We start from the raw sequence: 26,849 nt of genomic DNA, 5'->3' as shown, positions 1-26,849 counted from the left end.
TTCAAGAGGGAGTGGGTCGTTTGTCTACAGTGGAGTCGCAAAAACGTGTTCTGTCCGGAATGCGTCCTACCGGTCAATTGCATTTGGGGCACTATCACGGGGTTCTGAAGAACTGGATCAAATTACAGCACGAGTATGAGTGCTTCTTTTTTGTTGCCGACTGGCACGCTCTGACCACACATTATGCCTCGCCGCAAATGTTGGAAGAGCATGTGCTGAACATGGTGATTGACTGGTTGGCGGCAGGCGTCAACCCCGGCTCGGCGGCCCTGTTTATTCAGTCGCGTGTGCCCGAACATGCGGAATTGCATCTGCTGCTGTCGATGATGACTCCGTTGGGCTGGCTGGAGCGGGTACCCAGCTACAAGGATCAGCAGGAAAAGTTGCGTGATCTCGATCTGGAAACCTACGGTTTTCTTGGTTACCCCTTGCTGCAGAGCGCTGACATTCTGATTTATCGTGCCGGAAATGTCCCGGTCGGTGCTGATCAGGTGGCGCATGTTGAACTGACCCGCGAAGTTGCCAGACGATTCAATCATCTGTACGGGCGAGAGCCAGGTTTTGAGGATAATGCCCAAGCCGCCGTTAAAAAAATGGGCAAAAAAGCCGCGCGTCTTTACCAGACACTACGCACGGCCTACCAGGAAAAGGGTGACCATGAGGCGCTGGAGCGGGCGCAGGCCTTGATTCGCGAGCAGCAGAATATTTCCCTGGGTGATCGTGAGCGTTTGTACGGATATCTGGAAGGCAGCGGTAAAATGATTCTGGCCGAACCGCAGGCCTTGCTGACACCGGCGGCCAAGATGCCGGGACTGGACGGACAGAAGATGTCCAAGTCCTATGGCAACACCATTGCGCTGCGCGAGGATCTGGATACGGTTGCCAAAAAGATTAACACCATGCCAACCGATCCAGCCCGAGTAAGGCTGACCGATCCGGGTGATCCGGATAAGTGTCCGGTCTGGCAGTTGCATGAAGTGTATTCTGATGACAGTACACGTGCCTGGGTGCAGGATGGCTGCCGAAATGCGGGCATCGGCTGTCTGGCCTGCAAAAAGCCAGTGATTGACGCGGTCATTGCCGAGCTGGAGCCGATTCAGGAGCGAGCCCGGCAGTATGAGAAAGATCCCGATGTGGTGCGTTCAATCCTGGCAGATGGCGGCGAACAGGCTCGAGAGTCAGCCCGCGAAACATTGCGCGATGTGCGCGAAGCAATGGGGCTGGCCTACCGCTGATGAGCGATCCGTCGATCACACAGATTTCACCTCAGGAGCCTCCGCAGCATGAGATGCCCTTTGCGTATATAGCGGGTAAGGCGATTACCGAGCTGCCTCAGGATCTGTATATTCCGCCGGATGCTCTGGAGGTTTTTCTGGAGGCATTTGAAGGCCCGCTGGATTTGCTGCTGTATCTGATCAAACGTCAAAATATCGATATTCTGGATATTGATGTGTCGCTGATCACTGAGCAGTACATGGCTTATGTCGAGCTGATGGAGTCCCATCAGTTTGAGCTGGCGGCCGAATATCTGGTGATGGCCGCCATGCTGGCCGAGATCAAATCGCGCATGCTACTGCCGCGCAGCAAGGATGAAGAGGAAGACGAAGAAGATCCGCGCGCGCGACTGATAAGACGTCTGCAGGAATACGAGCGATACAAAAAAGCGGCTGAAGATCTTGACGAACTGCCCCGCATTGAGCGTGATATCTTTGTAGCCGGAGCCACCGGGCCTCAGCTTGAGCGCACGGCGCCTGATCCGGTTGTTGAGTTACATGAAATTCTGGCGGCGCTGGCCGGTGCACTCCGACGGGCGGACATGTTTGAGCACCATCAGGTGCAGCGCGAAACCCTGTCGACCCGTGAGAAAATGGCCGAAATTCTGGTGCGTCTGTCCAGTGAGCGTTTTGTGCCGCTGGTCTCCTTGCTGATGCGTGAAGAGGGCCGGCTTGGGGTGGTCGTGACCTTTTTGGCTGTTATGGAGCTGGTCAAAGACTCATTGGTTGATATTGTACAAAATGAACCATTTGCGCCGATTCACATCAAGGCGCGCAGCTGAGCAGTGGGGCAGTTGGCGGATAAGAAACTGATGCAGGTATGCAATGACTGAAAACTCAACTCCTATTGAGCCCGAAGACGGCACTCCTATTGATGAGGCGGCTGTCGAGACGGTAGAAGAAGCCGCCCGCGACATCGATGAAAAACTGCTGCAGCAGATCATCGAGGGATTGCTGATGGCTTCGGGTAAACCCCTGTCGGTGGCGGCACTGGCCGAACTCTTTGTGGAGGCAGAGCGTCCGACAAATGATCAGATCCGTGCCGCATTGGCCAGGATTGCTGAAGGCTGCGAAGAACGGGGATTTGAGTTGAAAGAGGTCGCTTCGGGCTTTCGCTTTCAGGTCAGGCAGCATTTGAGCCCCTGGATTGCGCGGCTGTCAGAAGAAAAACCGCAGCGCTATACCCGGGCCTTGCTGGAGACGCTGGGTCTTATTGCCTATCGTCAGCCGATTACTCGCGGTGACATAGAGGAAATACGGGGTGTGGCGGTCAGTTCCACAATAATCCGCACGCTGCTGGACCGCGAGTGGATACGGGTGGTTGGCCATCGCGATGTGCCGGGCAGACCAGCCATGTTTGCCACGACACGTCACTTTCTGGATTATTTTAATCTGAAAAGTCTGCAGGAGTTGCCGCCGCTGTCCGAAATCCGCGATCTGGATCAGCTCAATCCCGAGCTGGATCTGGGTGACGGGTCGGAAGGACGGGTGCTGACCCTGCCGGATGAACAGGACGCCGGGCCGGATACCGATGATGAAGCGATCGACCCGGACAAATTAATTGATGAGGATGAGGCGATGGCGTTGGCCAAACGACCTCTTGACGACATTCTCGGCTACGGTCGGGATAAGCAGGATCAAACGGATGAGTGAAGAAGTCCAACAGGACGAAAAATTGCAAAAAGTGCTGGCCAGGGCGGGCTTTGGTTCGCGACGCACCATGGAATCATGGATTGATGAGGGGCGGGTGCGTGTTAACGGGAAAGTGGCCTCGATCGGGGATCGTGTGACGCCGGAAGACACCATTCACGTGGATGGAAAAAAAGTTGCCAATATGGGTGACGATGCGGCCATGCCGCGGGTTTTGCTATATAACAAGCCCGAGAATGAAATCTGCTCCATGCGCGATCCCGAGGGTCGTCCGTCCGTGTATGATCATCTGCCGCCAATCAAACATGGGCGCTGGGTAGCTGTAGGGCGCCTGGATTTCAACACCAGCGGTCTGCTGCTGTTCACCACAGACGGTGAACTGGCCAACCGACTGATGCACCCATCCAGCAATATTGATCGTGAATACGCCGTGCGAATAAACGGCGATGTGACCGATGAGATGATAAAGACGCTTTTAAAGGGCGTCATGATTGAAGAGCATCTTTGCCGATTCACAGATGTTCAATACTTTGCCGGTGAAGGACGCAACCGCTGGTATCACGTGGTGATCATGGAAGGCAGAAACCGGGAGGTGCGCAAGCTGTGGGAATCGCAGGGCGTGCGTGTCAGCCGCCTGAAACGGGTCCGTTACGGGCCTGTATTTATACCCAGTCGGGTCAAAAAAGGTCAGTTTTACGAAATGAAGACGGCTGAAGTGGTCGGCCTTTATGAATTGGCCGGACTGACGCCACCCTCCGGCAGCACCCGTCGTCCGGCCCGGCCGCAGAAACGGCGTCGTTAGCGGTCAGTCTTGCTGGCTTCGCAGAGATTTGCGCAGCGGGCTGACCAGGGCGGGAATAACTGACTCGATCAGCTCCAGTTCGCGTTCGCTGAAACGACGACGGCGTTTGAAGATAATCTCCCCCAGGTATTCGTCGGTGCACAGCAACCGATAACCACAGCTGTGGCCAACCTGTTGGCCCAGCTGAATATCCAGTGCCAGTGCTTCATTATGGTAATGCAGACCATCCAGCCCGATACCTTGCGTGAGACTGTTGAGTAAGCGTTCCTGCAATGCAGACAGCTCGGTGGTATCAGCAAGCGAGTCCATCATATGCTGTTTCAGCGCCTGCGCGCGCGCTTTGCTGCGCTGCGGCGCGCTGCTTTTCTCAGCCTGCCGGGGCTGTTCGCTGCGGACACTCAAAATGCCGGTAGTGGCGACCGTCATGATTTATTCCTCTGATTGTTAGACGCACTCGATGGCATTGCCGCCACCCTGTTTGATTTGATACATGGCCTTGTCGGCGCGGTTAAGCAGCGATTCGGCGGTGTCCGTTTCGCAGAAACTGGCTGAACCAATGCTGACGGTTAGCTGCAGAGGACCGTTCTCAGCACAGATGCGCATATTGGCAATGGCTGAGCGCAGACGCTCACCTATCACGCTCGCACCGCCCCGGGATGTGTTGCTGAGCAGGACAACAAACTCCTCCCCTCCATAGCGAAAGCATTGATCAGTATTGCGGTTGATCTGTCCGATAAGTCTGACCAGCTCCTTGAGTACACGATCACCTGCCGCATGGCCATGCTCATCATTGATGGATTTGAATTTGTCTACATCCATAATCAGCAGAGCCAGGTCCTGGTTGTAGCGTCGTGCCAGGCTGATTTCGCGCTCCAGAGCCTCCATAAGCGCCATGCGATTGCCGGCACCAGTCAGGGCATCAGTACGTGAAGCATTCAGAGCTGCCTGGTATATCAGAGCATTACGTAACGGGCACAGCAGATTGCCCAGCAATTTTTCAAACAGATGCAGTTCAGATTCAGAAAACCGCGTTTCTCGGGTAATAGTCAGTTCACCCAGTTGATCACCCTGGATGATCAGTCGGTAAGAGCTGCTGTGTGCTGCGGTGTTGCCCAGACTTGCCTGCAGGTTCAGTGACTCGTTTTCATAGCGCAAGCCGCTGATGGTGATCAGTGTGCTAACTTCATTAAAGAAAATGGTCAGCAGGCGCTCAGCGTCCAGCGTTGTCTGCAGGGCGGATAACAGGCGATAGCGTGTTTCGTGACCTGCACCAGCATCCTGTCCGGCTTCCTGCAGCGAAGCTCTGGCGACATTGATATCGATGGTTTGCGCGGTACTTAATGGCACGGCCATAAGGTTCTCCTGCATTGGTATGCAGTGTTACCAGCGAAAATCGTGCCAGATTATATTTTTTGTATTAAAGTGTATCAATATCAATAAGATGCTGGTTGTAACGGCAAATACTTGCCATGCTAAGCCAGTCGGGTGGCGGCAATAGTTGCCGGAATTCCGGCACTTTGCCGCAATCAGTGTCAGTTTGCCGACGCGTGGTCGTTCTGTACACGGGCCAGCATTTCCCGAATATCAATAGCCTGGCCGTGAATAGCCTGACTCTGCGCACTCATCAGATAAACATAGGCGGGCATCAGGGACTCAGCGGTCGGTAAAGTGGCAGGATCTTCTGCAGGGAAGGCGCTGCGGCGCATCTCGGTTCGGGTGGCACCGGGGTTAATGCTGTTTACACGGATACTGGATGTGTTCTCAAGCTCGTCAGCCAGCACCTGCATCAAACCCTCAGTGGCGAATTTGCTGACCGAGTAGGCTCCCCAGTAAGCCCGGCCTTGTCGGCCAACGCTGGACGACGTCATCAGAATTCGGGCATCGGCAGATTGTGCCAGCGCTGGCAGCAATGCCCGGGTCAACAGAAACACGGCGTTGACATTGACCTGCATGATTTTCAGCCAGCTTTCCGGCGGAAAATACTCAATGGGACCCAATGAGCCCAGAATGCTGGCATTGTGCAGCAGTCCGTCCAAAGCTGGAAATTGCTCCTGTATTGACGTGCCCAACTCCTCATAATCAGCGATATCGGCTGTGGCCAGGTCCATGGGGTGGATGATCGGTTCAGGCAATTTTTCGGCCATTATTGCGTCATACACACTTTCCAGTTTCTCCTGGGTCCGTCCCAACAGTATCACGCTGGCACCTGCGCGGGCGTAAGCCATGGCAGCGGCTTTGCCTATGCCGTCGCCAGCGCCGGTGACCATGATCAGTTTGCCTTTGAGTGTGTCAGTCATTTTGTATCCTCTTGCCAGATATAGCGGGAAATGTCATCAGTTGAAGCGGCAATGAAGTCCGCCTGCCAGTCGTCGATGGGTGATTCGGGCGGCAGGTATCCGTATGCAGCGGCGATCGTGGCCATGCCGGCAGCCCGGCCAGCTTCGATATCTCGCGGGTGGTCGCCCACATAAATGCTCGCCTCAGGCTCACAGCCCAGTCGCTTGCAGGCCAGCAGTAATGGCTCCGGATGAGGTTTGCTGTGGCTAACATGATCCGGGCAAATCAACACCGCACAGTTCTCGCTCAGTCCCAATACGCTCAGCAGGGGCTCGCTGTAACGTAACGGTTTATTGGTCACAACACCCCAGGGAATTGCATGGTCACTCAGTCGCAGCAGCAGCGCTTGCATGCGAGGGTAGAGCCGGGCATGACTGGCGTTGATCTGTTGTCCGTACAGATCAAGCAGTGCCTGCAGTCGGATCTCAAATCCGTCATCTTGCGGACTCAGACCAAAGGCCAGTTGAGTCAGAGCACGGGCGCCGCTGGAGACGGTCGCATGGATGGCCTTTGGTGAGGGCGGATTGATATCAAACTGGGCGCACAGCTGATTGATAACGCTGACAAAGTCGGGTGCCGTGTCAATCAGTGTGCCATCCAGATCAAACAGCACGCTGGCGGGCAGGGGGCGTTTGAGCATCATGGTTTGATGTAATGTGCGAGGTAGTTGACTGTTACATCGGCTTCCAGCTTGTACTTGCGAGTCAGCGGGTTGTAGGTCATGCCAATCAACTCGCCCTGTTCCAGCTGCTGATGGCGGCACCAATTTGCCAGTTCTGAAGGTTTGATGAACTTGGCATAGTCATGTGTGCCACGTGGCAGCAGATTCAATACATATTCAGCGCCAACGATGGCGAATAGCCAGGCTTTGGGATTGCGGTTGATGGTGGAGAAAAACAATTGTCCACCCGGCTTCGCCAGGCGCGCGCAGGCGGCAACAACCGCTTCCGGATCGGGCACGTGCTCGAGCATTTCCAGGCAGGTGACAATGTCATACTGCTCCGGCTCCTGTTCCGCCAGCGCCTCAGCGGAAATATTCTCGTAGCGTATGCTGTCCAGGCCACTTTCCAGCTGATGCAGGCGCGCGACTGACAGCGAGGCCTCAGCAAGATCAATAGCCGTGACTTGTGCACCCTGGCGGGCAAGTGCCTCACTGAGGATGCCGCCCCCGCAGCCGATGTCGACACATTTCTGACCGGCCGGATTGATCTTGCGGCTGATAAAACCCATACGCAGGGGGTTGATTTCGTGCAGTGGCCGAAACTCGCTGTTGGGGTCCCACCAGCGGGCGGCCAGCGCCTCAAATTTGCGGATTTCGGCGTCGTCTCGGTTGGTGTGCGTCTGTGTCATGCGAATTCCTGCAGTTTGTTTTGCCATTGGCGGGTGGTTTCTATCAGGCTGCCTGGATCGATGGTGGTTAATTTTCCGTGAGCGAGTAACTGTTTACCATTGACCCAGACGTGTTCAACCTGATCGCTACGGGTGCTATAGGCCAGGTGCGAAGCGGGGTGATACATGGGCAGAGCATTGACCTGATTCATGTTGACAGCAATGACATCAGCCTGTTTGCCAGGTTCCAGAGAACCGGTCAGGTGGTCCAGCCCCATCGCCCGGGCACCATTAATAGTGGCCATCTGCAGCGCATCATGAGCAGGCAGCGCCGCGGCATCCCCGGCGACAGCCTTGGCCAGCATGGCAGCAGTGCTCAGCTCTGCGAACATGTCCAGGTCATTATTACTGGCCGCACCATCGGTGCCCAATGCCACGTTGATGCCTTCTTTACGCAGCGTTTCAACCTGGCAGAAGCCGCTGGCCAGTTTCAGGTTGGACTGCGGGCAGTGCACAATATGTGCACCATTGTCGCGAATAGTGGCAATGTCCTCATTGTCCAGCGCTGTCGCATGCACGCAGATCAGGCGTGGACTGAACAGGCCAATATCCAGCAGCCGTTTGATGGGGCGCACGCCATATTGACGGATTGAATCCTGCACCTCGGTTTCGGTTTCGTGCACATGCATGTGGATGGGGATATCCAGTTCCTCCGCCAGCGGCACAATGCGTCGAAGCGGCTCATCAGAAACCGTATAGGGGGCGTGCGGACCGAAAGCCGTGTGCACCAGTGGCTTGTTGCGCCAGCTGTCGTGTAGTGTCAGGGTTTTACAGATGGCTTCGTTGGCATCAGCTGCCCAGGGAGTTGGAAAGTCTATAATCGGGCAGGCCAGTTGTACCCGCATGCCCGCCTCTGAAGCCGCCCGCGCTGAGGCTTCCGGAAAGAAATACATGTCAGCATAACAGGTCGTGCCGCCGCGCAGCATTTCGGCGATGGCGAGCTGCGTACCGTGATACACAAACTCTTCGCTGACCCAGCGACCTTCCAATGGCCAGATGTGCTTCTCCAGCCAGGTCTGCAGCGGCAGGTCGTCAGCAATACCACGCAGCAGGCTCATGGCAGCATGCCCATGAGTGTTGACCAGACCCGGCATGAGGATGTGATCGTCACACTGCTGCACGGACTCAGCGCTGAAGTGCTGGTTGATCTCCTCTGTTGGCAACAGAGCGACGATGCGGCCATGATGAACGGCCAGAGAGTGATGCTCCAGCACTGATTGCTGCTCATTCATGGGTAATATCCAGCGGGCGTGGATCAACAGGTCGATCCGGGCTGGCGTCTCGGTGGCGGTCATGCGCACTCCTGATCTGGCGGGTTCAGCCCGCGATTATAACGAATTGGGGGCCAAAGCTGCAGCCTGTTATCACTTGGTATTTATCTGTCCGGCAGGTTGGTGTTTGTGGTAGAATCGCGTAATTTTTCCGGACCTACAAAATGGAAAATCTATGACGGAATCTACCAATCAGGTCTTGCCGGTTTCGCTTGAAAGCGAAATGCGTGAGTCCTACCTCGCTTATGCCATGAGCGTTATTGTTGGCCGGGCGTTGCCGGATGTTCGCGATGGTCTGAAGCCGGTTCACCGGCGTGTGCTGTTCGCGATGAATGTGCTCTCCAACGATTACAACAAGCCCTATAAAAAGTCGGCCCGTGTGGTCGGTGACGTGATCGGTAAATATCACCCGCATGGTGATTCAGCGGTTTACGACACCATCGTCCGTATGGCGCAGAACTTCTCTTTGCGTTATCCGCTGGTGGACGGCCAGGGTAACTTCGGCTCGATAGATGGTGACGCGGCCGCCGCCATGCGTTACACCGAGATTCGCATGGCCAAAATTGCCCACGATCTGATGGCCGATCTGGACAAGGAAACGGTTAATTTCTCGGATAACTATGACGGTACCGAGACGATCCCGGATGTGTTCCCAACACAGATCCCGAATCTGCTGGTTAATGGTTCGTCCGGTATCGCCGTGGGCATGGCCACTAATATTCCGCCTCACAATCTGGGCGAGGTTATCGACGCTTGCCTGGCTCTGCTGGATAACGACGATATCACCATCGATGAGCTGATGGAGTATGTCAAAGGCCCGGATTTCCCGACGGCGGCTATCATCAATGGTCGAGCCGGTATTGTCGAGGCCTACAAGACAGGTCGCGGCCGCATTTACATGCGTGCCCGGGCCGAGATCATCGAAGATGAAAAGAGTGGCAAGCAGACCATTATTGTCACTGAGATTCCATACCAGCTGAACAAGGCCCGTCTGGTTGAAAAGATTGCCGAGCTGGTGAAAGAGAAGAAAATTGAGGGCATAACAGAGCTGCGCGATGAGTCCGATAAAGACGGCCTGCGGGTGGTCATCGAGCTGCGCCGCGGCGAGGTGGGCGAGGTCGTACTGAACAACCTCTACGCCCAGACGCAGATGCAGTCAGTGTTCGGTATCAATATGGTGGCGCTGGTTGACGGGCAGCCACGCCTGCTTAATCTGAAAGAGATTCTGCAGTCGTTCATTCGTCACCGCCGCGAAGTAGTGACGCGCCGTACGATTTATCTGCTGCGCAAAGCGCGTGAAAAAGGCCATATCCTGGAAGGTCTGGCTGTCGCGCTGGCTAATATTGATGCCGTTATTCAATTGATCAAGGAGTCGCCCACCTCGGCTGAGGCAAAAGAGAAATTGCTGGCGCGCTCCTGGCAGTCCACCAGTGTGCTGGCCATGCTGGGAGAGGCGGGCGCCGATGCCTGTCGTCCCGAGGAGCTGGCAGAAGAGTTTGGTCTGAAGGGCGATGAGTATTATCTGTCACCGGCCCAGGCTCAGGCGATTCTGGATCTGCGACTGCATCGCCTGACCGGGCTTGAGCACGAAAAGCTTATTAACGATTACAAAGAGTTACTGAAACAAATTGCTGACTTCCTGGAGATTTTGGGCAGTGATGCGCGATTGTTTGAGGTGATGCGCGAAGAGATGAATCTGGTGCGGGCCAACTACGCTGATGAGCGGCGCACCGAGATTGTCGGCTCGCAGCTTGATCTGAGCATGGAAGACCTGATTACCGAAGAAGACCGAGTTGTCACCATCTCCCGAGGCGGTTATGCCAAGTCACAGCCGCTGGCTGACTATCAGGCGCAGCGCCGTGGTGGTATGGGCAAGGCAGCGGCATCTGTTAAAGATGAGGATGTTGTTGAACACCTGCTGATTGCCAGCAGTCATGACACACTGCTGTGTTTCAGCAGCGCCGGCAAAGTGTACTGGATCCGGGTGTTCAACATCCCATTGGCGAGCCGCACTTCCCGTGGCCGGCCCTTGGTGAATATTCTGCCGCTGGAAGAGGGTGAGCGTATCACCAGTATGTTGCCGATTCGTGAATACACCGAAGGCTATTTTATTTTCATGGCTACGGCTCACGGCACGGTGAAGAAAACACCGCTGGAGAACTTCTCACGACCGCGCAGTGTTGGTTTGCGTGCTGTTGAGCTGGATGAAGGCGATACGCTGATTGGTACAGCCCTGACCGACGGTCAGCGTGACATTATGCTGCTGAGCAGCGGCGGTAAAGCGCTGCGCTTCAATGAAGGTGATGTGCGTGCTATGGGTCGGACCGCACGCGGCGTGCGTGGTATTCGGTTGGCTGAAGGACAGCAGATGATCGCCCTGATCATTCCTGAAGAGGGTAAGCAACTGCTGACCGTCAGTGAAAATGGTTATGGCAAGCGCACGGATACAACCGAATTCCCGCAATACGGCCGGGGCGGACAGGGTGTGATCGCCATGCAGACCAGCGAGCGCAATGGTGACCTGGTTGGCGCGGCTCAGGTCAGCGATGGAGATCAGATCATGTTGATCAGTGATCGGGGTACTCTGGTGCGAACTCGTGTTGATGAAGTGCCTGTGCTGAGCCGCAACACCCAGGGTGTACGGCTGATTCGTCTGAAAAACGATGAAAAACTGGTGGGTATAGAGCAGGTTGCAGACCCTGATGATGAAGAGCCGGAAGGTCTGCCGGATGTCGATGCAGAAGACTGATGATGTTATCAGGGTGGCCTTCCTCGGGCCGCCCGGAACGTTTTCGCACGCTGCCGTCGATCGCGCGTTCAGTGAGGACGGCCGTACTCTGGATTATCACAGTGTTGCCAGCATTGATGACGTATTTCTGGATGTGGAAGCCGGGCAGTCAGATTTCGGAGTGGTGCCGGTAGAGAACTCCACGGAGGGAGCAGTCAATACGACCCTGGACTGCCTTATCGATACCTCACTCAGCATCGTTGGTGAGGTGTTTATTCCCATAGAGCACAACCTTTTGCTGCAGCCCGGCGCTGATATGGTCGATGTGCGCCGCATTGTTTCCCACAAGCAATCACTGGGCCAGTGCCGCTTGTGGTTGCGTAGCCACTACCCCGATATTGAATTGCTGGATGTGAGCAGCAACGCTGAGGCGGCAAGACTTGCTGCCGAAGATCCGTCAACAGCCGCCATTGCAGGTTTGAAAGCTGCCGAATTGTATGGCTTGAACGTCGTGGTGGCGGGCATTCAGGACAGGCGCAATAACACCACCCGTTTTCTGACGCTTGCACGTGTGCGTAATACGCAGCCGAGCGGTGCCGACAAGACCTCTATCATCGTGTACGCCGAAAACAAACCTGGCTCCCTGTTTCGCCTGCTTGAGCCGTTTGACCGATTTCAGGTCAGCCTGACCCGGCTTGAGACCCGACCTGCCCGCGATGATATGTGGTCCTATGTATTCTTTATAGATTTCGAGGGGCACAGCGACGATGCAGCAGTTAAACAGGTCTTCAGCCAGTTGACCGAGCGTGTTGTTAAAATCAAGAACCTGGGTTCGTATACTCGTGCATCTTCTTGAAAATAAAACAGTTCTTATAATTGGTCTGGGGCTGATTGGCGGCTCTGTGGCGCGTGGACTGGCGGCCGGTCGACACTGTCGACGCATCCTGGCCTGTGGCCGCGACGAGGGGCCTTTACAGACGGCTTTGCTGGATGGGGTTATCGATGGTTATGCCACTACGCCAGATACATTGGTGCCGGATGCCGATATTATTCTGCTGGCAACACCAACGCTGACTGTTGCCCGTGTGCTGGAGCAGATCAGCGATCTGCTGCGTGCCGATGCGATCGTAACTGACGCGGCAAGTGTCAAAGGCAGCGTGCTCGCCGATGCGCGCCGCATCCTGGGATCAGCCAGCTCACGCTTTGTTGCCGGGCATCCCATTGCCGGATCGGAACAGAGTGGTTATCAGGCCTCCAGAGCCGATCTCTATCAGCAGCGCAAAGTCATTCTGACGCCGGTGGCAGAAAACCAGACAGTGGCAGTTCAGACGGTAATGCAGCTCTGGCAGTGTCTTGGGGCTGATGTACACGCCATGAGTGCCGGACGTCACGACAGGATCCTTGCCGGTACCAGCCATTTGCCGCATTTACTTGCGTTTGCTCTGGTTAACACGCTTGTCGATAAGGTTGGAGAACCCGATCGCCCGCAGCAGGTGTTTGACTATGCGGCTGGTGGCTTCGCCGATTTCAGTCGCATCGCGTCAAGCGATCCGGTGATGTGGCGCGATATATTTCTGGCCAACCGGGAGGCTACGGTGTCTGTGCTGGATGCCTACATGAACTCGTTGACTGACATGAAGCGTCTTTTGCTGCAGGCCGATGGGGTTGCGCTGCAGACCGGGTTCGCGCGCGCCAAATCAGTGAGGGACGATTTTATCCGTCGATTCAGGGCCGGTCAGTCTGCTCTGGATGTCCCTGAGCCTGAGTCATCGCGGCCACTTCGCGTGACGCCGGCAGTCTGTATAAAGGGTGATTGTTGGCTGTCATCCGGGGCAGAAGGTGCCCGTGCAGCCCTGCTGGGTGCTCTGGCTACGGGGCAAAAAACCTTGATCCGTGGCTTTCCGGAGGACAGGCAATCATTGCAGCTTGTGCAAAAGTTGAATGCTGCCGGCACGCCAATCAGTGGCCCTGAGCAGGGTGAGCTATTGGTTTTCGCTGGCGATCAGAAGACAGTGAATCTGTCGCTGGGCGCTGACCCGCTGCTCATCGCGGTCATCGGTCTGGCGGCTTCCTGCCTGCCAGCGTCTTCTGTTGTTATTCGTGACGGGCTGGGTGACGAGGCGGCGCTGAGCGGTTTGCCCGCGCTATGGTCTGAACTTGGCCTGAACCTGTCGGTGCAGGATAACAAAGACCTGCAGATCGCGGCACTGGTGACGACCATGACCGGTGGCACGCGACTGGATGTGCCGGTCGGCAGTCTGTCGCTTGCGGAGAGTCTGGCACTGGTTGCATGGGGGCTGACCGGAGATCAGGAACTTGAAATTGCGTTAGAGACTTCAGAGTGCGCCGCTTTATGGCATCGGCTCCGCCCCTGGCGAGACTCGGGGTTGCAGATCACACTGGCAGATTCGACAACCGTGCAGGTGAAAAGCGGACTCTGGGCAGCAGATGTGCATCAAATTGACTGCGATCACGATACCGAGCTGGCTCTACTGACGGCGGCTCTGGTGGCAACGGGAGCCCATGAGATGACTCTGACTGCTGTCGGAGACCTGGCCGCTCAGTATCCCGGTTTATTGGTCACACTAGGCAGTCTGGGTTTTAAAATCAAGGAACTGGTGTAATGGCAGATACTCCGGTCGTGACTATTGACGGGCCCGGTGGCGCAGGCAAAGGCACTATCAGTCGTCTTGCCGCACAACGGCTGGGCTGGCATTACCTTGACAGTGGTGCATTGTATCGTCTGTTGGCGATGGCGGCGCAACGTCGGCAGATTGCGCTGGATGATGAGCGAGCGCTGGCAGCGTTGGCGCGACAGTTGGATATTCGTTTTGGCACGGGCAATGACGATAGTGTCTGGTGCGACGGCGAAGAGGTGTCTGCGTTTATTCGCACAGAGCAGGCCGGCAGCCATGCATCGCTGGTTGCCGCCATTCCGGCCGTTCGCGAGGCGCTGCTGCAGCGCCAGCGGGACTTTTGTCAGCCTCCCGGACTGGTGGCTGATGGTCGTGATATGGGGACGGTAGTTTTCCCTGAAGCCCCGGTCAAAATTTTTCTGACAGCCTCTGCTGAAGAGCGTGCAGAACGGCGCTATAAGCAGTTGATTGCAAAGGGTATTGATGTTAAGATCGGCGACCTTTTGGCGGATATCCGGGCGCGTGACGAGCGCGATACCCAGCGAGCCGTGGCACCATTACGGCCGGCTGAGGATGCGTACAGTCTTGATACGACTTGTCTGAGTATCTCTCAGGTGCTTGATATTGTTATCAATAAAGTTCAAGAGAGAGTCTGAGTGGCGGCATGACAGCCTCCGGAGTAAGCGTTTAAGAGCAGCCTGATCAGGGATTCCAGCACTGTCCCCGGTCCGGCTTTTAACCATTGGCCCGTGTGTGCTGGTGCACGGTTGAATAGAAGCTGCGTTGACATCGTTATCTGATGATCCCGCGGTGAGATTAATTAACAGGATTTAACATGAGTGAAAGTTTCGCTGAATTATTTGAACAGAGTCTGATTGATGTTGATATGACCCCCGGTGCCATCGTGACCGGCACTATCGTGAACATCGATGCTGACTGGGTAACAGTCCACGCCGGACTGAAGTCCGAAGGGGTTATCCCCAAGAGCCAGTTCCTGGATGAAGATGGCGAATTTACCCTGAATGTGGGTGACACGGTCAAAGTTGCACTGGAAGCCGTTGAAGACGGGTTTGGTGAGACGCGCCTGTCCAGAGAGAAGGCCAAGCGGGCTGAGTCCTGGATGGAACTGGAAGCGGCTTTCGAGAAGAACGAAATCGTCAAAGGTATCATCAATGGCAAGGTCAAGGGTGGCTTCACGGTTGACCTCAACAATATCCGTGCCTTCCTGCCCGGATCACTGGTTGATATTCGTCCGATCCGTGACACAGCGCACCTGGAAGGCCAGCTGCTGGAATTCAAACTGATCAAACTGGACCAGAAGCGCAACAATGTAGTTGTGTCGCGTCGTGCCGTACTGGAAGCGGTCAGCTCTGAGGAGCGTGATGAGCTGCTGGCTACGTTGCAGGAAGGTCTGGTTATCAAGGGTATCGTCAAGAACCTGACTGACTACGGTGCATTCGTGGATCTGGGTGGTGTTGACGGCCTGCTGCACATCACTGACATGTCCTGGAAGCGCATCAAGCATCCGAGCGAAATCGTTAACGTGGGTGATGAGATCAAGGTCAAGGTACTGAAGTACGACCGCGAGCGTAACCGTGTATCTCTGGGTCTGAAGCAGCTGGGCGAAGATCCGTGGGTGGAAATCAAGTCACGTTATCCGGAAAACACTGTCGTCAAGGCGCGTGTGACCAATCTGACCGACTACGGCTGCTTTGCTGAGCTGGAAGAAGGTGTTGAAGGTCTGGTTCACGTCTCTGAAATGGATTGGACCAACAAGAATGTGCATCCGTCCAAGATCGTGCAGCTGGGTGACGAAGTAGACGTGATGATCCTGGATATCGACGAAGAGCGTCGTCGTATTTCTCTGGGCATCAAGCAGTGCTACCAGAATCCGTGGGATCGTTTCGCTGAGCAGTACAATAAGGGCGACAAGATCTCCGGCAGCATCAAGTCCATCACTGACTTCGGTATCTTTATCGGTCTGGAAGGCAACATCGATGGTCTGGTTCACCTGTCTGACATCTCCTGGGATGAAAGCGGTGAAGATGCGGTACGCGAGTACAAAAAGGGTGATGAAATCGAGACAGTCATTCTGTCCATCGACCCGGAGCGTGAGCGCATTTCTCTGGGCATCAAGCAGCTGTCCGAAGATCCGTTTGCCAACTACGTTGGTGAATTCGAGAAAGGCAGCATCGTTAAAGGTACCGTCACAGAAGTTGAAGCCAAGTCTGCAACAGTCGATCTCGGCAACGGTGTGATCGGTTCACTGCGCGCGTCTGAAATCAGCCGTGATAAAGTGGAAGATGCCCGCAATGTGCTTAATGTTGGCGACCAGCTTGATGTGAAGGTGGTCAGTGTTGATCGCAAGAACCGCGTACTGGGTTTATCGGTCAAGGCGATCGAGATTGACGATGAGAAAGCAGCGATCCAGGATCACAAGAATCAGGAAGCACCGGCAGCCGGTCCGACCACGATTGGTGATCTGATCAAAGCGGAAATGGAAAAGAAATAACACCATCAGGGATCTGTTATGACAAAGTCAGAACTTATCGAGAGAATTGCAGCAAAACAGGCACAGCTTTCAGCTAAAGACTGTGAATTTGCGGTAAAAGCGATTATCGAGTACATGTCAGAGGCTTTGTCTGATGGTGGTCGCATTGAAATCCGGGGTTTTGGCAGCTTTTCACTGCACTACCGGGTGCCGAGAATCGGGCGCAACCCGAAGACCGGCACCCCGGTCAGCCTGAGTGGAAAGTATGTTCCGCATTTCAAGCCAGGCAAGGAGCTACGCGATCGTGTCAACAGCACGATGCAGCAGTAACAGCCTGATGTGGCCCGGGGGCGAGCCCCGATGCCAATCTCTGAGTTAGAATAAAGCGGCGGATTCGAAAGAATTTCGCCGTTTTTTTTTGGGAGTGCGCGCTTATGCAAGGATTAAAACGCTGGCTTACGATATTGCTGCTCTTGCTGATAGTGTTGCTGAGCGCTGGTTTCAGCTTGTGGAATACAGTTCCGGTTCCGCTGTCCTTTGGCATTGTCAGTTTTGCAGATCGACCATTGGCCGTATGGGTCATCGCTGCCTTCTGCCTGGGTGGATTATGTGGTCTGGTCCTGGGAGCAGGGGTGGTGCGTGATGTCAGACTGCGCCTGAGGATACGCCGACTGGAGAAAGAGCTGGCCAGTCGTCCCCGTTTTCCGCCCGCGGAACGGGAAATTTGATAAATGAAAAATTGAGTAACAAGGAGAACCGACTGTGAAGGACAGCAACTGTATAATCGTCGCCCTGGATTTTGAAGAAAGACAGCAGGCATTGGATCTTGTCCGTGAACTTGATCCTTCTCAATGCCGTGTCAAAGTCGGTAAGGAGTTGTTTACTCGCTTTGGGCCCGATCTGGTGCGTGAAATTCAGGCGCTGGGATTTGAGATCTTTCTCGACCTCAAGTTTCATGATATTCCCAATACTGTTAACAAGGCCGTGCGCGCTGCGGCTGAGCTTGGTGTCTGGATGCTGACCCTGCATGCATCAGGCGGTGCTGCCATGTTGCAGGCGGCGCGGGATGCCGTGCAGGGCATGGATCACCCCCCGCTGCTTGTTGCTGTCACGGTCTTGACCAGCCTGGAGTCCAGCGATCTGGCTGTGCAGGGCATCGAACGCAGTGTCGAAGAGCAGGTGCAGCGCCTGGCTTCGTTAGCCCAGGGCAACGGTATGGATGGTGTGGTCTGTTCGGCTGCCGAAGCGGTGTCATTGCGTAAACTTTTGAGCGAAAACTTTCTGTTGGTGACGCCCGGTATCCGGCCGACGGGGGCTAATGCCGATGATCAGAAGCGCATTGTAACGCCGGCAGACGCGGTCCAGTCTGGCAGCAATTATCTGGTGATCGGGCGGCCGATCACACGGGCTCGTGATCCGCATCTCAAATTGAGCGAGATTCAGGCAGAAATTTTGGCAAACTGAAATAGGCTGTGCTAGTAAACAGTCAGCACGAACCGACGCATAATTGCCGATGGGTGCTGTCGTGCTGAATGTTTAATGGTTCTCAAGCAAGTTCAATTTAGAGGAAAAGGAGTTTCCCATGCTGAAATCTGATTCGAAAATGGGTCGGTTTGCTCGTTCAACATTGATCGCTTCCGCATTGGCCATTTCGGCCACGCTGTCAGTACCTTTCGCAATAGCAGACGACGATCAGCCAGAAGTGGCTGCCGTCATGGAGGAGCAGGTCAACATCAATACGGCCAATGCTGATATGTTGGCCCTGGCACTCGATGGCGTTGGTATGACGCGTGCGCTGGACATCATTGCCTATCGCGAGGAACATGGTCATTTTAAAACTGTAGATGAACTGGAGCGGGTTCGCGGAATAGGCAAGGCAACTCTGGAGCGTAATCGGCACAAAATTCTCGTGAAAGACGAGTCGGAGTGACAGGAATCACAGACACTGATGCCGAACTGCAGTGCAAGTAAGTTAGAATAGGGGCCTTGCGCCCCTTTTCTTATGGATGATTTATGACGGATCTTACCGGCCCGGAGCCAGCCGGATTGATACTGCTGACAGGGTTTTTGCTAAGTACCGGCGTTTGTGCGCTGCTTGTCAGGTTTGCCCGTCACCGGCTTCTGGATGTGCCGGTTGCGCGCAGCGCTCACAGCCATGCCACACCAAGAGGTGGCGGCATTGCCATTGCTATCAGTCTGTTCCTGATGCTGTCACTGTTTACCCTGAATGGCACACTCAGCGTCTGGCAGTGGTTGATATTGATGTGTGCATCCCCGGTTGCCCTGATCGGATTTCTGGATGATCTGCATGCCTTACCGGTTCGAATACGTCTGCCCCTGCACCTGCTGAACGCAGCACTGGTCTTACTGTTATTGGGTCCGGTGCCAGAGCCGTTTTTCAGTGGCTGGTTAAGCATGCCCGACTGGTTACAAATGCTGATTCTGATCGTTGCACTGGTCTGGTTATTGAATCTTTACAACTTCATGGATGGCATTGATACCCTGGCTGTAGCTCAATGCGTATTCGTGTGTGGCGCGGTCGGTTTAATGCTGTGGTCTCTGGCTGATCCGCTGATGTGGGTTTGTGCCGCTCTGGTGGCAGCCACCCTCGGATTTATGGTGTGGAATATTCCTCCGGCGCGTCTATTTATGGGTGATGTCGGTAGTACCTATCTTGGGTTCATACTAGGCGTGCTGGGTTTAATGACGCACTACTCAGGTGTGTTGTCAGTCTGGGTCTGGGTACTGCTGATGGCGACATTTATTGCCGACACCACCTATACCTTATTGAGACGTGCCCTGGCCGGAGTCTCTGTAACGGAAGGCCACAGCTCACATACCTACCAGCGACTGGCCAGGCGGTGGGGAAATCACTGGAAGGTTACGGCTGCTTTTACAACCGTGAATCTTTGTTGGTCATTACCATTTGCCTGGCTCGCGTTAACATACCCCGAATATGGGGTGGTGCTGGCATTCTCTGGTATAGTACCGTTAATGGCTCTGGCCGCTGCGCTTGGTGCGGGAAAGCAAGGATAGTTAATGAATCTGTATACAGTACCGATTTCGCGGAATGTCAAGCAGGCGCTGCTGATGGTGGCAGATGCGCTGATGCTCGCACTTGCGGCCTGGCTGGCGTTTAACATGCTGGGTATCAGGCTTGAGATGCCGACTGACCAGGCCGTGGTTTATTTCGCTTTGGCCGCTGTGATCAGTGTCGCGGCTTTTTACCGGATTGGTCTTTACCGGGCCTTGCTGCTTTACATGGGGTTACAGTCCGGCTTCATTGTTGTTCAGGGTGTTGCGATTGCAGCCCTGCTGTTTGGCGCAGTTTACTACCTGATACTTGATCCGCCTTCGCCCAATAATGCGATTGTCCCCATATTCTGGATGATCGCTCTGCTGTTTGTCGGTGGTAGTCGATTTATCGCCAAGCTGGCCCTGCAAAGTCTGATTCAGAATTTTCGCCCCAAAGAGCCGGTGATAATTTACGGTGCCGGTAGTTCCGGGATGCAGTTGGTGGCGGCCTTGCTGAACGGTAATCAATACCTGCCGGTGGCCTTTGTAGATGACAGCCGCCATATCATTGGCAGCATTGTGAATGGGGTGCGGGTATATAGTCCGGCATCTTTACCTGATCTGATCAATAATTTTTCTGTGCGGCAGGTTCTGCTGGCCATGCCTTCCGTGACCCACGCGACCCGCAAATCGATTCTTAACAGGCTGGAGCACCTGCCTGTGCACGTCAAAACCGTCCCGGAGCTTTTCGACATGCGTTCGGGAAGATTGCACGTCGACCAGGTGCGCGACATCGATATTGAGGATCTGCTGGGGCGAGACATTGTGCCGCCGGACCCGGAGCTGATGGGTGCCTGTATCAGCGGTCGCTCGGTGATGGTAACCGGGGCAGCCGGTTCCATCGGGTCTGAGTTGTGCCGCCAGATTATTGCTCTTAGACCACAACGGCTGATACTGCTGGACAGCTTTGAGTTTGGTCTTTATGACCTTGAGCTGGAGCTTCAGGGCATGCGCGATTCAAGCGCCGACACCGAAATCGTGGCGATGCTGGGCAATGTATGCAACCGGTCCCTGATGGATGCGGTAATCAATCGATTCAGTATTGAGACGGTCTATCATGTGGCGGCTTATAAGCAAGTTCCCATGGTTGAGAAAAATGTTGTGGAGGGCGTCTACAATAATATCTTTGGCACGGTGGTGGCAGCGCAGGCGGCTCAGGCTGCGGCGGTTCGTGACTTCGTATTGATTTCAACTGACAAGGCCGTGCGTCCGACAAATGTTATGGGGGCAACTAAACGTTTTGCAGAGCAAATACTGCAGGCACTGGCTGCGACTCAGAGTAATACCTGCTTCAGCATGGTGCGCTTTGGCAATGTACTGGGTTCGTCCGGGTCAGTAGTGCCCCTGTTCAGGCGGCAGATAGCAGAGGGCGGGCCGGTTACGGTTACGCACCCGGAAGTAACCCGCTATTTCATGACAGTTGAGGAAGCGGCACAACTGGTTATTCAGGCCGGATCAATGGCCAGTGGCGGGGAGGTGTTTGTGCTGGATATGCATGATCCAATCCGCATTGTTGATCTGGCACGTAAAATGATCCACCTGATGGGTTACGATGTGAAAGACGAAAATGCTCACAGGGGCGACATCGCCATTGAGTATTCTGGTTTGCGACCGGGTGAAAAACTGTTCGAAGAGTTGCTGATTGGGGAATCGGTAACTGGGACAGACCATCCAAAAATAATGCGTGCCGAGGAAGGATTTCTGCCCTGGGAACATCTGCAGCCCATGCTGGATGAGCTGCATCAAGCCTGTCAAAACCTGGACCTTTTGCGTATCAGAGAACTGCTGATTGAGGCAGTTGATGGCTTTGAGCCAATATCGCTGAAGGATGACCCCTTATGGACGGTGCCTGATCAGGTTGTGGAGCTGCCAGCGGTGTCAGGCACGGTGACTGCAAAAGTCAAATCTGCCAAAGTGACACCGCTGCACAAGCGCTCCTGATATCCGGTTTATCTACGTGTGGCGGAAACGATAGTAACCGCTTCAACGGGCACATCCTGATGGCCGCGTCTACTGGTGGTCTGTACACCGGCAATCTGATCCACTACGTCCATACCACTTATAACTTCCCCGAATACCGCGTAACCGAACTCCTGGGGAGAGGTACCGCGTTGATTCAGGAATTCGTTGTCGACAAGATTAATAAAAAACTGACTGGTGGCACTGTCAACGACCTGTGTGCGAGCCATCGCGATGGTGCCCCGGTCATTTCTCAGGGCCGGACGGGCTTCGTTCTTGATGGCCGGGTATCCGGACAGCTCTACAAAATCGCTGTCGTAACCGCCGCCCTGTATCATAAAACCGGGGATAACCCGATGAAAGGTCAGGTTGTCATACAGGCTGTTATCAACATAGCGCAAAAAGTTTTCTACAGATAAAGGTGCTTCTTCGGGCCAAAGTTCAATTTCGATGATGCCCATGCTGGTTTCCATGACCACCACGGGATTGTCGCTGCTTGCAGGCATGGCATCGTCACCGGTCGCACTTTGCATTTCCGCAGGTGCTTCCTGCGCAGTGTCTGTCAACTGTGTTTGCGGATTGGTGTCTTCGCCTGAGCAGGCGCCTAAGGTCAGCATGCTGCCAAACAGCAGGGCCATAAACAGACGTTTGTAGTTGAGTGCAGTCATAGTGTTATCCCGGTTAAAGTCTTGGTTGGATCGAGACGCCGATTATAACCACAGAATTCGTTTAACGTGAACGGCAACAGCGGACACAAATCAATGAGAAAAAACCGGATCAGTCAGGCGGTGTCAGGAAAAGAGGGGCTTTACTGGTGATGAGGGAGGAATTTGGCTGCCCAACCTGGACTCGAACCAGGAACCAAGTGATTAACAGTCACCTACTCTACCATTGAGCTATTGGGCAGTGAAGACGGCCATGTGTGGCCTCAACAGGACGCGTATACTAATGACATTTTTTTTAATGGTCAACCTTTGTTTATAAAGTTTTTGTTGCTGGCTGAGCCCTGATGCAGCTGTGTATACTTACAGCATGAGCATACCATTTACAATGAGGTCCCGTTTCCAGCCGGCCGGTGATCAACCAGATGCCATCCGCTGTTTGATTGAAGGGCTGGAAGAGGGTTTGCACGCTCAGACTCTGCTGGGTGTAACCGGGTCAGGAAAGACTTTCACCATTGCCAACGTGATTGCCAGTACGCAACGTCCTGCGCTGGTCATGGCACCCAACAAGACATTGGCTGCACAGCTCTATGGCGAGTTTTCAGAATTCTTTCCGGACAATGCTGTTGAGTATTTTGTTTCTTATTACGACTACTACCAGCCTGAGGCCTATGTCCCTTCGTCCGATACCTATATTGAAAAGGACGCGTCTATAAACGAGCACATCGAGCAGATGCGTTTGTCGGCTACCAAGGCCCTGCTTGAGCGACGCGATGTCATCGTGGTGGCAACGGTATCGGCCATCTACGGTCTGGGAGATCCCGGCTCATATCTGCAAATGGTGCTGCATCTGGATCGGGGTGATCGGGTTGATCAGCGATACATTCTGCGCCGACTGGCAGATATGCAGTACACCCGCAATGACATGGATCTGCAGCGAGCCACTTATCGTGTTCGTGGCGATGTGATCGATATTTATCCGGCCGATTCTGATGAGCATGCCATTCGTGTAGAGTTGTTCGATGATGAGATTGAGGGTCTGTCTTTTTTTGATCCGCTTACCGGAGAAGTGATCCGCAAAGTGCCGCGTCTCACAATATTTCCCAAATCACACTACGTGACGCCGCGCGAGAAAGTCATGGACGCGCTGGAATTGATCAAGCTGGAGCTTAATGAACGGGTTACACAGCTTGAAAGCAATCATCAACTGATTGAAGCCCAGCGATTGTCCCAGCGCACCCGCTTTGATCTGGAGATGATGAGCGAACTGGGCTATTGCACTGGCATAGAAAATTACTCCAGGTACCTGTCTGGTCGCGATCCGGGCCAGCCGCCACCCACGCTGTTTGATTATCTGCCTCCGGATGCTCTGGTTATTGTTGATGAATCACATGTCTCCGTACCGCAAATCGGTGCTATGTATAAAGGAGATCGTTCACGTAAAGAAACCCTGGTTCAGTATGGCTTTCGACTGCCATCTGCCCTGGATAATCGGCCGCTGCGCTTTGAGGAATGGGAGGCACTGACCTCACAATTGATTTTTGTGTCGGCAACTCCCGGGCCCTATGAAGAGAGTCGTTCGGGTCAGGTTGTGCGGCAGGTGGTACGCCCCACTGGTCTGGTTGATCCGGCTGTAGATATTCGACCGGCTGGCACGCAGGTGGACGATCTGTTGTCAGAAATCAGGTTGGTGGTGGCCAGGCAGGAGCGGGTTCTGGTGACTGTGCTCACCAAGCGCATGGCCGAAGATCTGACGGATTATCTGATGGATCATGACGTACGGGTACGCTACCTGCATTCGGATATCGATACGGTGGAGCGATCGGAAATCATTCGTGATCTGCGGCTGGGGAATTTTGATGTGCTGGTAGGTATTAACCTGTTGCGGGAAGGTCTGGACATTCCTGAAGTGTCACTGGTGGCCATTCTTGATGCCGACAAGGAGGGTTTCCTGCGTTCTGACCGTTCACTGATCCAGACCATGGGGCGAGCTGCGCGCAATGTGCATGGACGTGCCATTCTTTATGCAGATCGCATAACCGGTTCCATGCAACGAGCGATTGACGAGTCGGAGAGGCGGCGCGAGACACAGATTGCATTTAATGAAGCGCATAACATTACGCCGGCCGGGGTCAGCAAAACCATTATGGACGTCATGGAAGGCGCTTACTCCGCTGGAGATGGCTCGACACGCCAGCGCAAGCGTGGCAAAGCGGTGGCGGAGAAGATTGCCAGCTATGGCACTGGCGCGCCCATATTGTCAGATCCCAAACACATTGCCGCTGAAATCACCCGTCTTGAGGCTCGCATGCTGGAGCTTGCCCGTAATCTGGAGTTCGAGGAAGCCGCCGTGCTGCGCGATCAGGTGCATCTGTTGAAGAAACAGCTGTTGCAGGCTGGGTAAAAGGCCCCTATAATCGCACTCCTTTGGCGGCCCCCCGCGCCAGAATGGAGAGGCCCCGCGCCGGGATGGAAAGGCGTTAGTAGTAAAGCAATGGCAAAAGCTGTTGCAGCAGCAGGCGCGTAGCTCAGTTGGTTAGAGCGCTACCTTGACATGGTAGAGGTCACCAGTTCGAATCTGGTCGTGCCTACCACTCCTCTGCGGGTGCCACATCGTAAACCGGACTCTGAAACTTTCTTTCCTATGCCAGTAATTACTCTTCCCGACGGTAGTCAGCGCAGCTTCGATCAGGCTGTGACAGTAGCCCAGGTGGCTGAATCCATTGGTGCCGGCCTGGCCAAGGCCGCGCTTGCCGGCCGGGTCAACGGTTCGCTGGTAGATACCTCTTACCGCATTGATGTGGATACAGACCTTGCCATTGTGACTGATCGTGATGATGAAGGTCTGGAGATCATTCGACACTCGTGTGCGCATTTGATGGCACAGGCGGTTCAGCGATTGTTTCCCGAGGCGCAGGTTACTATCGGGCCGGTCATCGAAGACGGCTTTTTCTACGATTTCGCCTTTGAGCGTGCCTTTACGCCTGAAGATCTGGAACAAATCGAAAAAGCCATGTCAGACATCGTCAAGGAGAACCTTCCGGTCAGCCGCGAGGTCATGAGCCGTGACGACGCAATCGCCATGTTTGAGGAGATGGGCGAAAAGTACAAGGTCCAGATCATCAGGGATATCCCGGGTGATGAAGAGCTGTCTTTTTATCGTCAGGGCGATTTTATTGACTTGTGTCGTGGGCCGCATGTGCCCAACACCGGCAAGTTCAAAGCCTTCAAACTGACATCAGTAGCGGGTGCCTACTGGCGCGGCGATTCCAATAATGAAATGCTGCAGCGCATTTATGGCACTGCCTGGCCGGATAAAAAGCAGCTGGCTGATTATCTGTTTCGCCTGGAAGAGCAGCAGAAACGCGACCACCGCAAGATTGGCAAAAAGCTGGACCTGTTCCACTTTCAGGAAGAAGCACCGGGCATGGTGTTCTGGCATCCGAAAGGCTGGACCATTTACCAGGAAATCCAGCACTACATGCAGAAGCTGCAGAATGAACACGGTTATCAGGAAATCCGCACGCCGCAGCTGGTTGACTATACTCTGTGGGAGAAGTCAGGCCATGCGGATAAGTTTGCCGACGAAATGTTCAGTGTTGAGTCGGAAACCCGCATGTATGCCATCAAACCCATGAATTGCCCCTGCCATGTGCAGGTGTTTAATCAGGGTCTGAAAAGTTACCGTGACCTGCCTTTACGTTTGGCGGAATTTGGTTCCTGCCATCGTTTCGAGCCGTCAGGCTCCATGCACGGTTTGATGCGTGTGCGCAGTTTTACCCAGGACGACGCGCATATTTTCTGTGCTGAAGATGATATCCAGAGCGAAGTGGCGGCCTTTATGGAGCTGCTGTTTGGTGTGTATCGCGATTTTGGGTTCGACGACATCATTTTGCGTCTTTCTACACGCCCGGAAAAGCGCGTTGGCAGTGACGAGATCTGGGATCGGGCGGAGGAGGCTCTGCGCCAGGCGCTGGATAACAGTGGTCTCAAGTGGGAGCTGTTGCCGGGTGAGGGTGCTTTTTATGGTCCCAAGATTGAGTTTTCATTAAAAGACTGTATGGGTCGGGTGCAGCAGTGCGGCACGATTCAGGTGGATTTCTCAATGCCGGATCGTTTGGGTGCGCAGTACGTGGCGGAAGATGGCAGCCGAAAAGTGCCAGTCATGTTGCACCGGGCCATTCTCGGTTCGTTTGAACGATTCATTGGTGTATTGATCGAACATTACGCCGGCGCGCTGCCAGTGTGGCTGGCGCCCGAGCAGGCCGTGATTCTCAATATTACCGACAAACAGGCTGAATATTGTGAAAAAGTACGTAAAATACTGGCAGAAAAGGGTTTTCGTGTCAGTGCGGACTTGAGAAATGAGAAGATCGGCTTTAAAATCCGCGAGCACACTATTCAGAAAGTGCCATTTATGCTGGTAGTCGGCGATCGGGAGATGGAAAATAACCGGATTGCTGTGCGTACCCGTGAAGGTGAAGACCTCGGAGTCATGACAATTGAGGCATTTGCCGAGCATATGGCTGCCGCTGTTGCCCGGTTCGGGCGCACTGGCGCTGAATGAGGAATTTT

The 26,849-nt window shown here is 54.4% G+C and carries 24 protein-coding genes and 2 tRNA genes; 18 read left to right on the top strand and 8 right to left on the bottom strand.

Features of this window, described 5'->3' with window-relative positions:
- The first annotated feature begins 20 nt into the window (after positions 1–20).
- From PS2015_RS08225 to rluB, 4 genes are read left to right on the top strand one after another with little or no spacing between them, the layout of a single operon-like run.
- On the top strand, positions 21–1,235 hold the full coding sequence (locus tag PS2015_RS08225) for a tryptophan--tRNA ligase (RefSeq protein WP_082628045.1): 1,215 nt from the start codon (positions 21–23) through the stop codon (positions 1,233–1,235).
- Positions 1,235–2,056: a segregation and condensation protein A gene (locus PS2015_RS08220; RefSeq protein ID WP_058021747.1), complete on the top strand. Its 822-nt coding sequence runs from the start codon at positions 1,235–1,237 to the stop codon at positions 2,054–2,056. Before PS2015_RS08225 ends, PS2015_RS08220 begins: the two co-directional genes overlap by 1 nt.
- Before the next feature lie 43 nt (positions 2,057–2,099).
- Positions 2,100–2,927 carry an SMC-Scp complex subunit ScpB gene (gene scpB / locus PS2015_RS08215; protein WP_211271207.1) on the top strand — a complete coding sequence of 276 codons (828 nt, stop codon included), beginning with the start codon at positions 2,100–2,102 and terminating at the stop codon, positions 2,925–2,927.
- Positions 2,920–3,726, top strand: a complete 807-nt coding sequence (gene rluB, locus PS2015_RS08210; RefSeq protein WP_058021746.1) for a 23S rRNA pseudouridine(2605) synthase RluB — start codon at positions 2,920–2,922, stop codon at positions 3,724–3,726. The genes scpB and rluB overlap by 8 nt, the downstream gene beginning before the upstream one ends.
- Before the next feature lie 3 nt (positions 3,727–3,729).
- On the opposite strand, the gene PS2015_RS08205 is transcribed toward rluB, so the two are convergent.
- The 6 genes from PS2015_RS08205 to PS2015_RS08180 form a co-directional block, all read right to left on the bottom strand.
- Positions 3,730–4,152: a hypothetical protein gene (locus PS2015_RS08205; RefSeq protein ID WP_058021745.1), complete on the bottom strand. Its 423-nt coding sequence runs from the start codon at positions 4,150–4,152 to the stop codon at positions 3,730–3,732.
- 18 nt (positions 4,153–4,170) lie between these two features.
- Positions 4,171–5,079 carry a GGDEF domain-containing protein gene (locus tag PS2015_RS08200; RefSeq protein WP_058021744.1) on the bottom strand — a complete coding sequence of 303 codons (909 nt, stop codon included), beginning with the start codon at positions 5,077–5,079 and terminating at the stop codon, positions 4,171–4,173.
- A 179-nt stretch (positions 5,080–5,258) separates the two neighbouring features.
- Positions 5,259–6,023 carry a YciK family oxidoreductase gene (locus PS2015_RS08195; protein ID WP_058021743.1) on the bottom strand — a complete coding sequence of 255 codons (765 nt, stop codon included), beginning with the start codon at positions 6,021–6,023 and terminating at the stop codon, positions 5,259–5,261.
- Entirely contained in the window at positions 6,020–6,706 is a 687-nt protein-coding gene (locus PS2015_RS08190; protein WP_237113298.1) for an HAD-IA family hydrolase, read from the bottom strand. Before PS2015_RS08190 ends, PS2015_RS08195 begins: the two co-directional genes overlap by 4 nt.
- Positions 6,703–7,413 (bottom strand): bifunctional 2-polyprenyl-6-hydroxyphenol methylase/3-demethylubiquinol 3-O-methyltransferase UbiG, encoded by a 711-nt coding sequence (gene ubiG, locus PS2015_RS08185; protein WP_058021742.1) that lies wholly within the window; start codon positions 7,411–7,413, stop codon positions 6,703–6,705. Before ubiG ends, PS2015_RS08190 begins: the two co-directional genes overlap by 4 nt.
- Complete coding sequence (locus tag PS2015_RS08180) at positions 7,410–8,747, bottom strand: TRZ/ATZ family hydrolase (RefSeq protein WP_058021741.1); 1,338 nt, start codon at positions 8,745–8,747, stop codon at positions 7,410–7,412. The genes ubiG and PS2015_RS08180 overlap by 4 nt, the downstream gene beginning before the upstream one ends.
- Before the next feature lie 151 nt (positions 8,748–8,898).
- On the opposite strand from PS2015_RS08180, the gene gyrA reads away from it, so the two are divergent.
- The 11 genes from gyrA to PS2015_RS08125 all read left to right on the top strand — a co-directional run bounded on the left by gyrA (position 8,899) and on the right by PS2015_RS08125 (position 21,594).
- Positions 8,899–11,472 carry a DNA gyrase subunit A gene (gyrA, locus tag PS2015_RS08175; RefSeq protein ID WP_058021740.1) on the top strand — a complete coding sequence of 858 codons (2,574 nt, stop codon included), beginning with the start codon at positions 8,899–8,901 and terminating at the stop codon, positions 11,470–11,472.
- Entirely contained in the window at positions 11,459–12,307 is an 849-nt protein-coding gene (pheA, locus tag PS2015_RS08170) for a prephenate dehydratase (RefSeq protein WP_058021739.1), read from the top strand. The genes gyrA and pheA overlap by 14 nt, the downstream gene beginning before the upstream one ends.
- On the top strand, positions 12,294–14,075 hold the full coding sequence (locus PS2015_RS15460; RefSeq protein WP_169792284.1) for a prephenate dehydrogenase: 1,782 nt from the start codon (positions 12,294–12,296) through the stop codon (positions 14,073–14,075). Before pheA ends, PS2015_RS15460 begins: the two co-directional genes overlap by 14 nt.
- Positions 14,075–14,743 (top strand): (d)CMP kinase, encoded by a 669-nt coding sequence (gene cmk / locus PS2015_RS08160; protein WP_058021738.1) that lies wholly within the window; start codon positions 14,075–14,077, stop codon positions 14,741–14,743. The genes PS2015_RS15460 and cmk overlap by 1 nt, the downstream gene beginning before the upstream one ends.
- A 179-nt stretch (positions 14,744–14,922) precedes the next feature.
- Complete coding sequence (gene rpsA / locus PS2015_RS08155) at positions 14,923–16,599, top strand: 30S ribosomal protein S1 (protein ID WP_058021737.1); 1,677 nt, start codon at positions 14,923–14,925, stop codon at positions 16,597–16,599.
- 18 nt (positions 16,600–16,617) lie between these two features.
- Entirely contained in the window at positions 16,618–16,908 is a 291-nt protein-coding gene (gene ihfB, locus PS2015_RS08150) for an integration host factor subunit beta (protein WP_058021736.1), read from the top strand.
- A 104-nt stretch (positions 16,909–17,012) separates the two neighbouring features.
- Positions 17,013–17,306 (top strand): lipopolysaccharide assembly protein LapA domain-containing protein, encoded by a 294-nt coding sequence (locus PS2015_RS08145; protein ID WP_058021735.1) that lies wholly within the window; start codon positions 17,013–17,015, stop codon positions 17,304–17,306.
- A gap of 34 nt (positions 17,307–17,340) precedes the next feature.
- Positions 17,341–18,042, top strand: coding sequence for an orotidine-5'-phosphate decarboxylase (gene pyrF / locus PS2015_RS08140; protein ID WP_058021734.1), 702 nt, complete (start codon positions 17,341–17,343; stop codon positions 18,040–18,042).
- Between the two features lie 118 nt (positions 18,043–18,160).
- Positions 18,161–18,508, top strand: coding sequence for a ComEA family DNA-binding protein (locus PS2015_RS08135; protein WP_058021733.1), 348 nt, complete (start codon positions 18,161–18,163; stop codon positions 18,506–18,508).
- 83 nt (positions 18,509–18,591) lie between these two features.
- Entirely contained in the window at positions 18,592–19,614 is a 1,023-nt protein-coding gene (locus tag PS2015_RS08130) for an MraY family glycosyltransferase (protein ID WP_058021732.1), read from the top strand.
- Positions 19,615–19,617: 3 nt separating this feature from the next.
- Positions 19,618–21,594 carry a polysaccharide biosynthesis protein gene (locus PS2015_RS08125; protein WP_058021731.1) on the top strand — a complete coding sequence of 659 codons (1,977 nt, stop codon included), beginning with the start codon at positions 19,618–19,620 and terminating at the stop codon, positions 21,592–21,594.
- An 8-nt stretch (positions 21,595–21,602) separates the two neighbouring features.
- Here the strand turns inward: PS2015_RS08125 and PS2015_RS08120 are convergent, their stop codons facing one another.
- Together PS2015_RS08120 and PS2015_RS08115 are read right to left on the bottom strand one after the other, a co-directional pair.
- Positions 21,603–22,145 (bottom strand): peptidylprolyl isomerase, encoded by a 543-nt coding sequence (locus PS2015_RS08120; RefSeq protein WP_237113421.1) that lies wholly within the window; start codon positions 22,143–22,145, stop codon positions 21,603–21,605.
- A 298-nt stretch (positions 22,146–22,443) separates the two neighbouring features.
- Positions 22,444–22,518: transfer RNA gene (locus PS2015_RS08115), tRNA-Asn, on the bottom strand.
- Positions 22,519–22,644: 126 nt separating this feature from the next.
- On the opposite strand from PS2015_RS08115, the gene uvrB reads away from it, so the two are divergent.
- The 3 genes from uvrB (at position 22,645) to thrS (ending at position 26,841) form a co-directional block, all read left to right on the top strand.
- On the top strand, positions 22,645–24,678 hold the full coding sequence (uvrB, locus tag PS2015_RS08110; protein WP_058021730.1) for an excinuclease ABC subunit UvrB: 2,034 nt from the start codon (positions 22,645–22,647) through the stop codon (positions 24,676–24,678).
- A gap of 113 nt (positions 24,679–24,791) precedes the next feature.
- A tRNA-Val gene (locus PS2015_RS08105) sits at positions 24,792–24,868 on the top strand.
- Positions 24,869–24,918: 50 nt separating this feature from the next.
- Positions 24,919–26,841, top strand: coding sequence for a threonine--tRNA ligase (gene thrS / locus PS2015_RS08100; RefSeq protein WP_058021729.1), 1,923 nt, complete (start codon positions 24,919–24,921; stop codon positions 26,839–26,841).
- The last annotated feature ends 8 nt before the right edge of the window (positions 26,842–26,849 follow it).

It is taken from the genome of Pseudohongiella spirulinae, assembly GCF_001444425.1.
Classification (GTDB): Bacteria; Pseudomonadota; Gammaproteobacteria; order Pseudomonadales; family Pseudohongiellaceae; genus Pseudohongiella; species Pseudohongiella spirulinae.
Note: the sequence above shows the minus strand (reverse complement) of the source record. Positions and strands in the feature narration are given on the sequence as shown.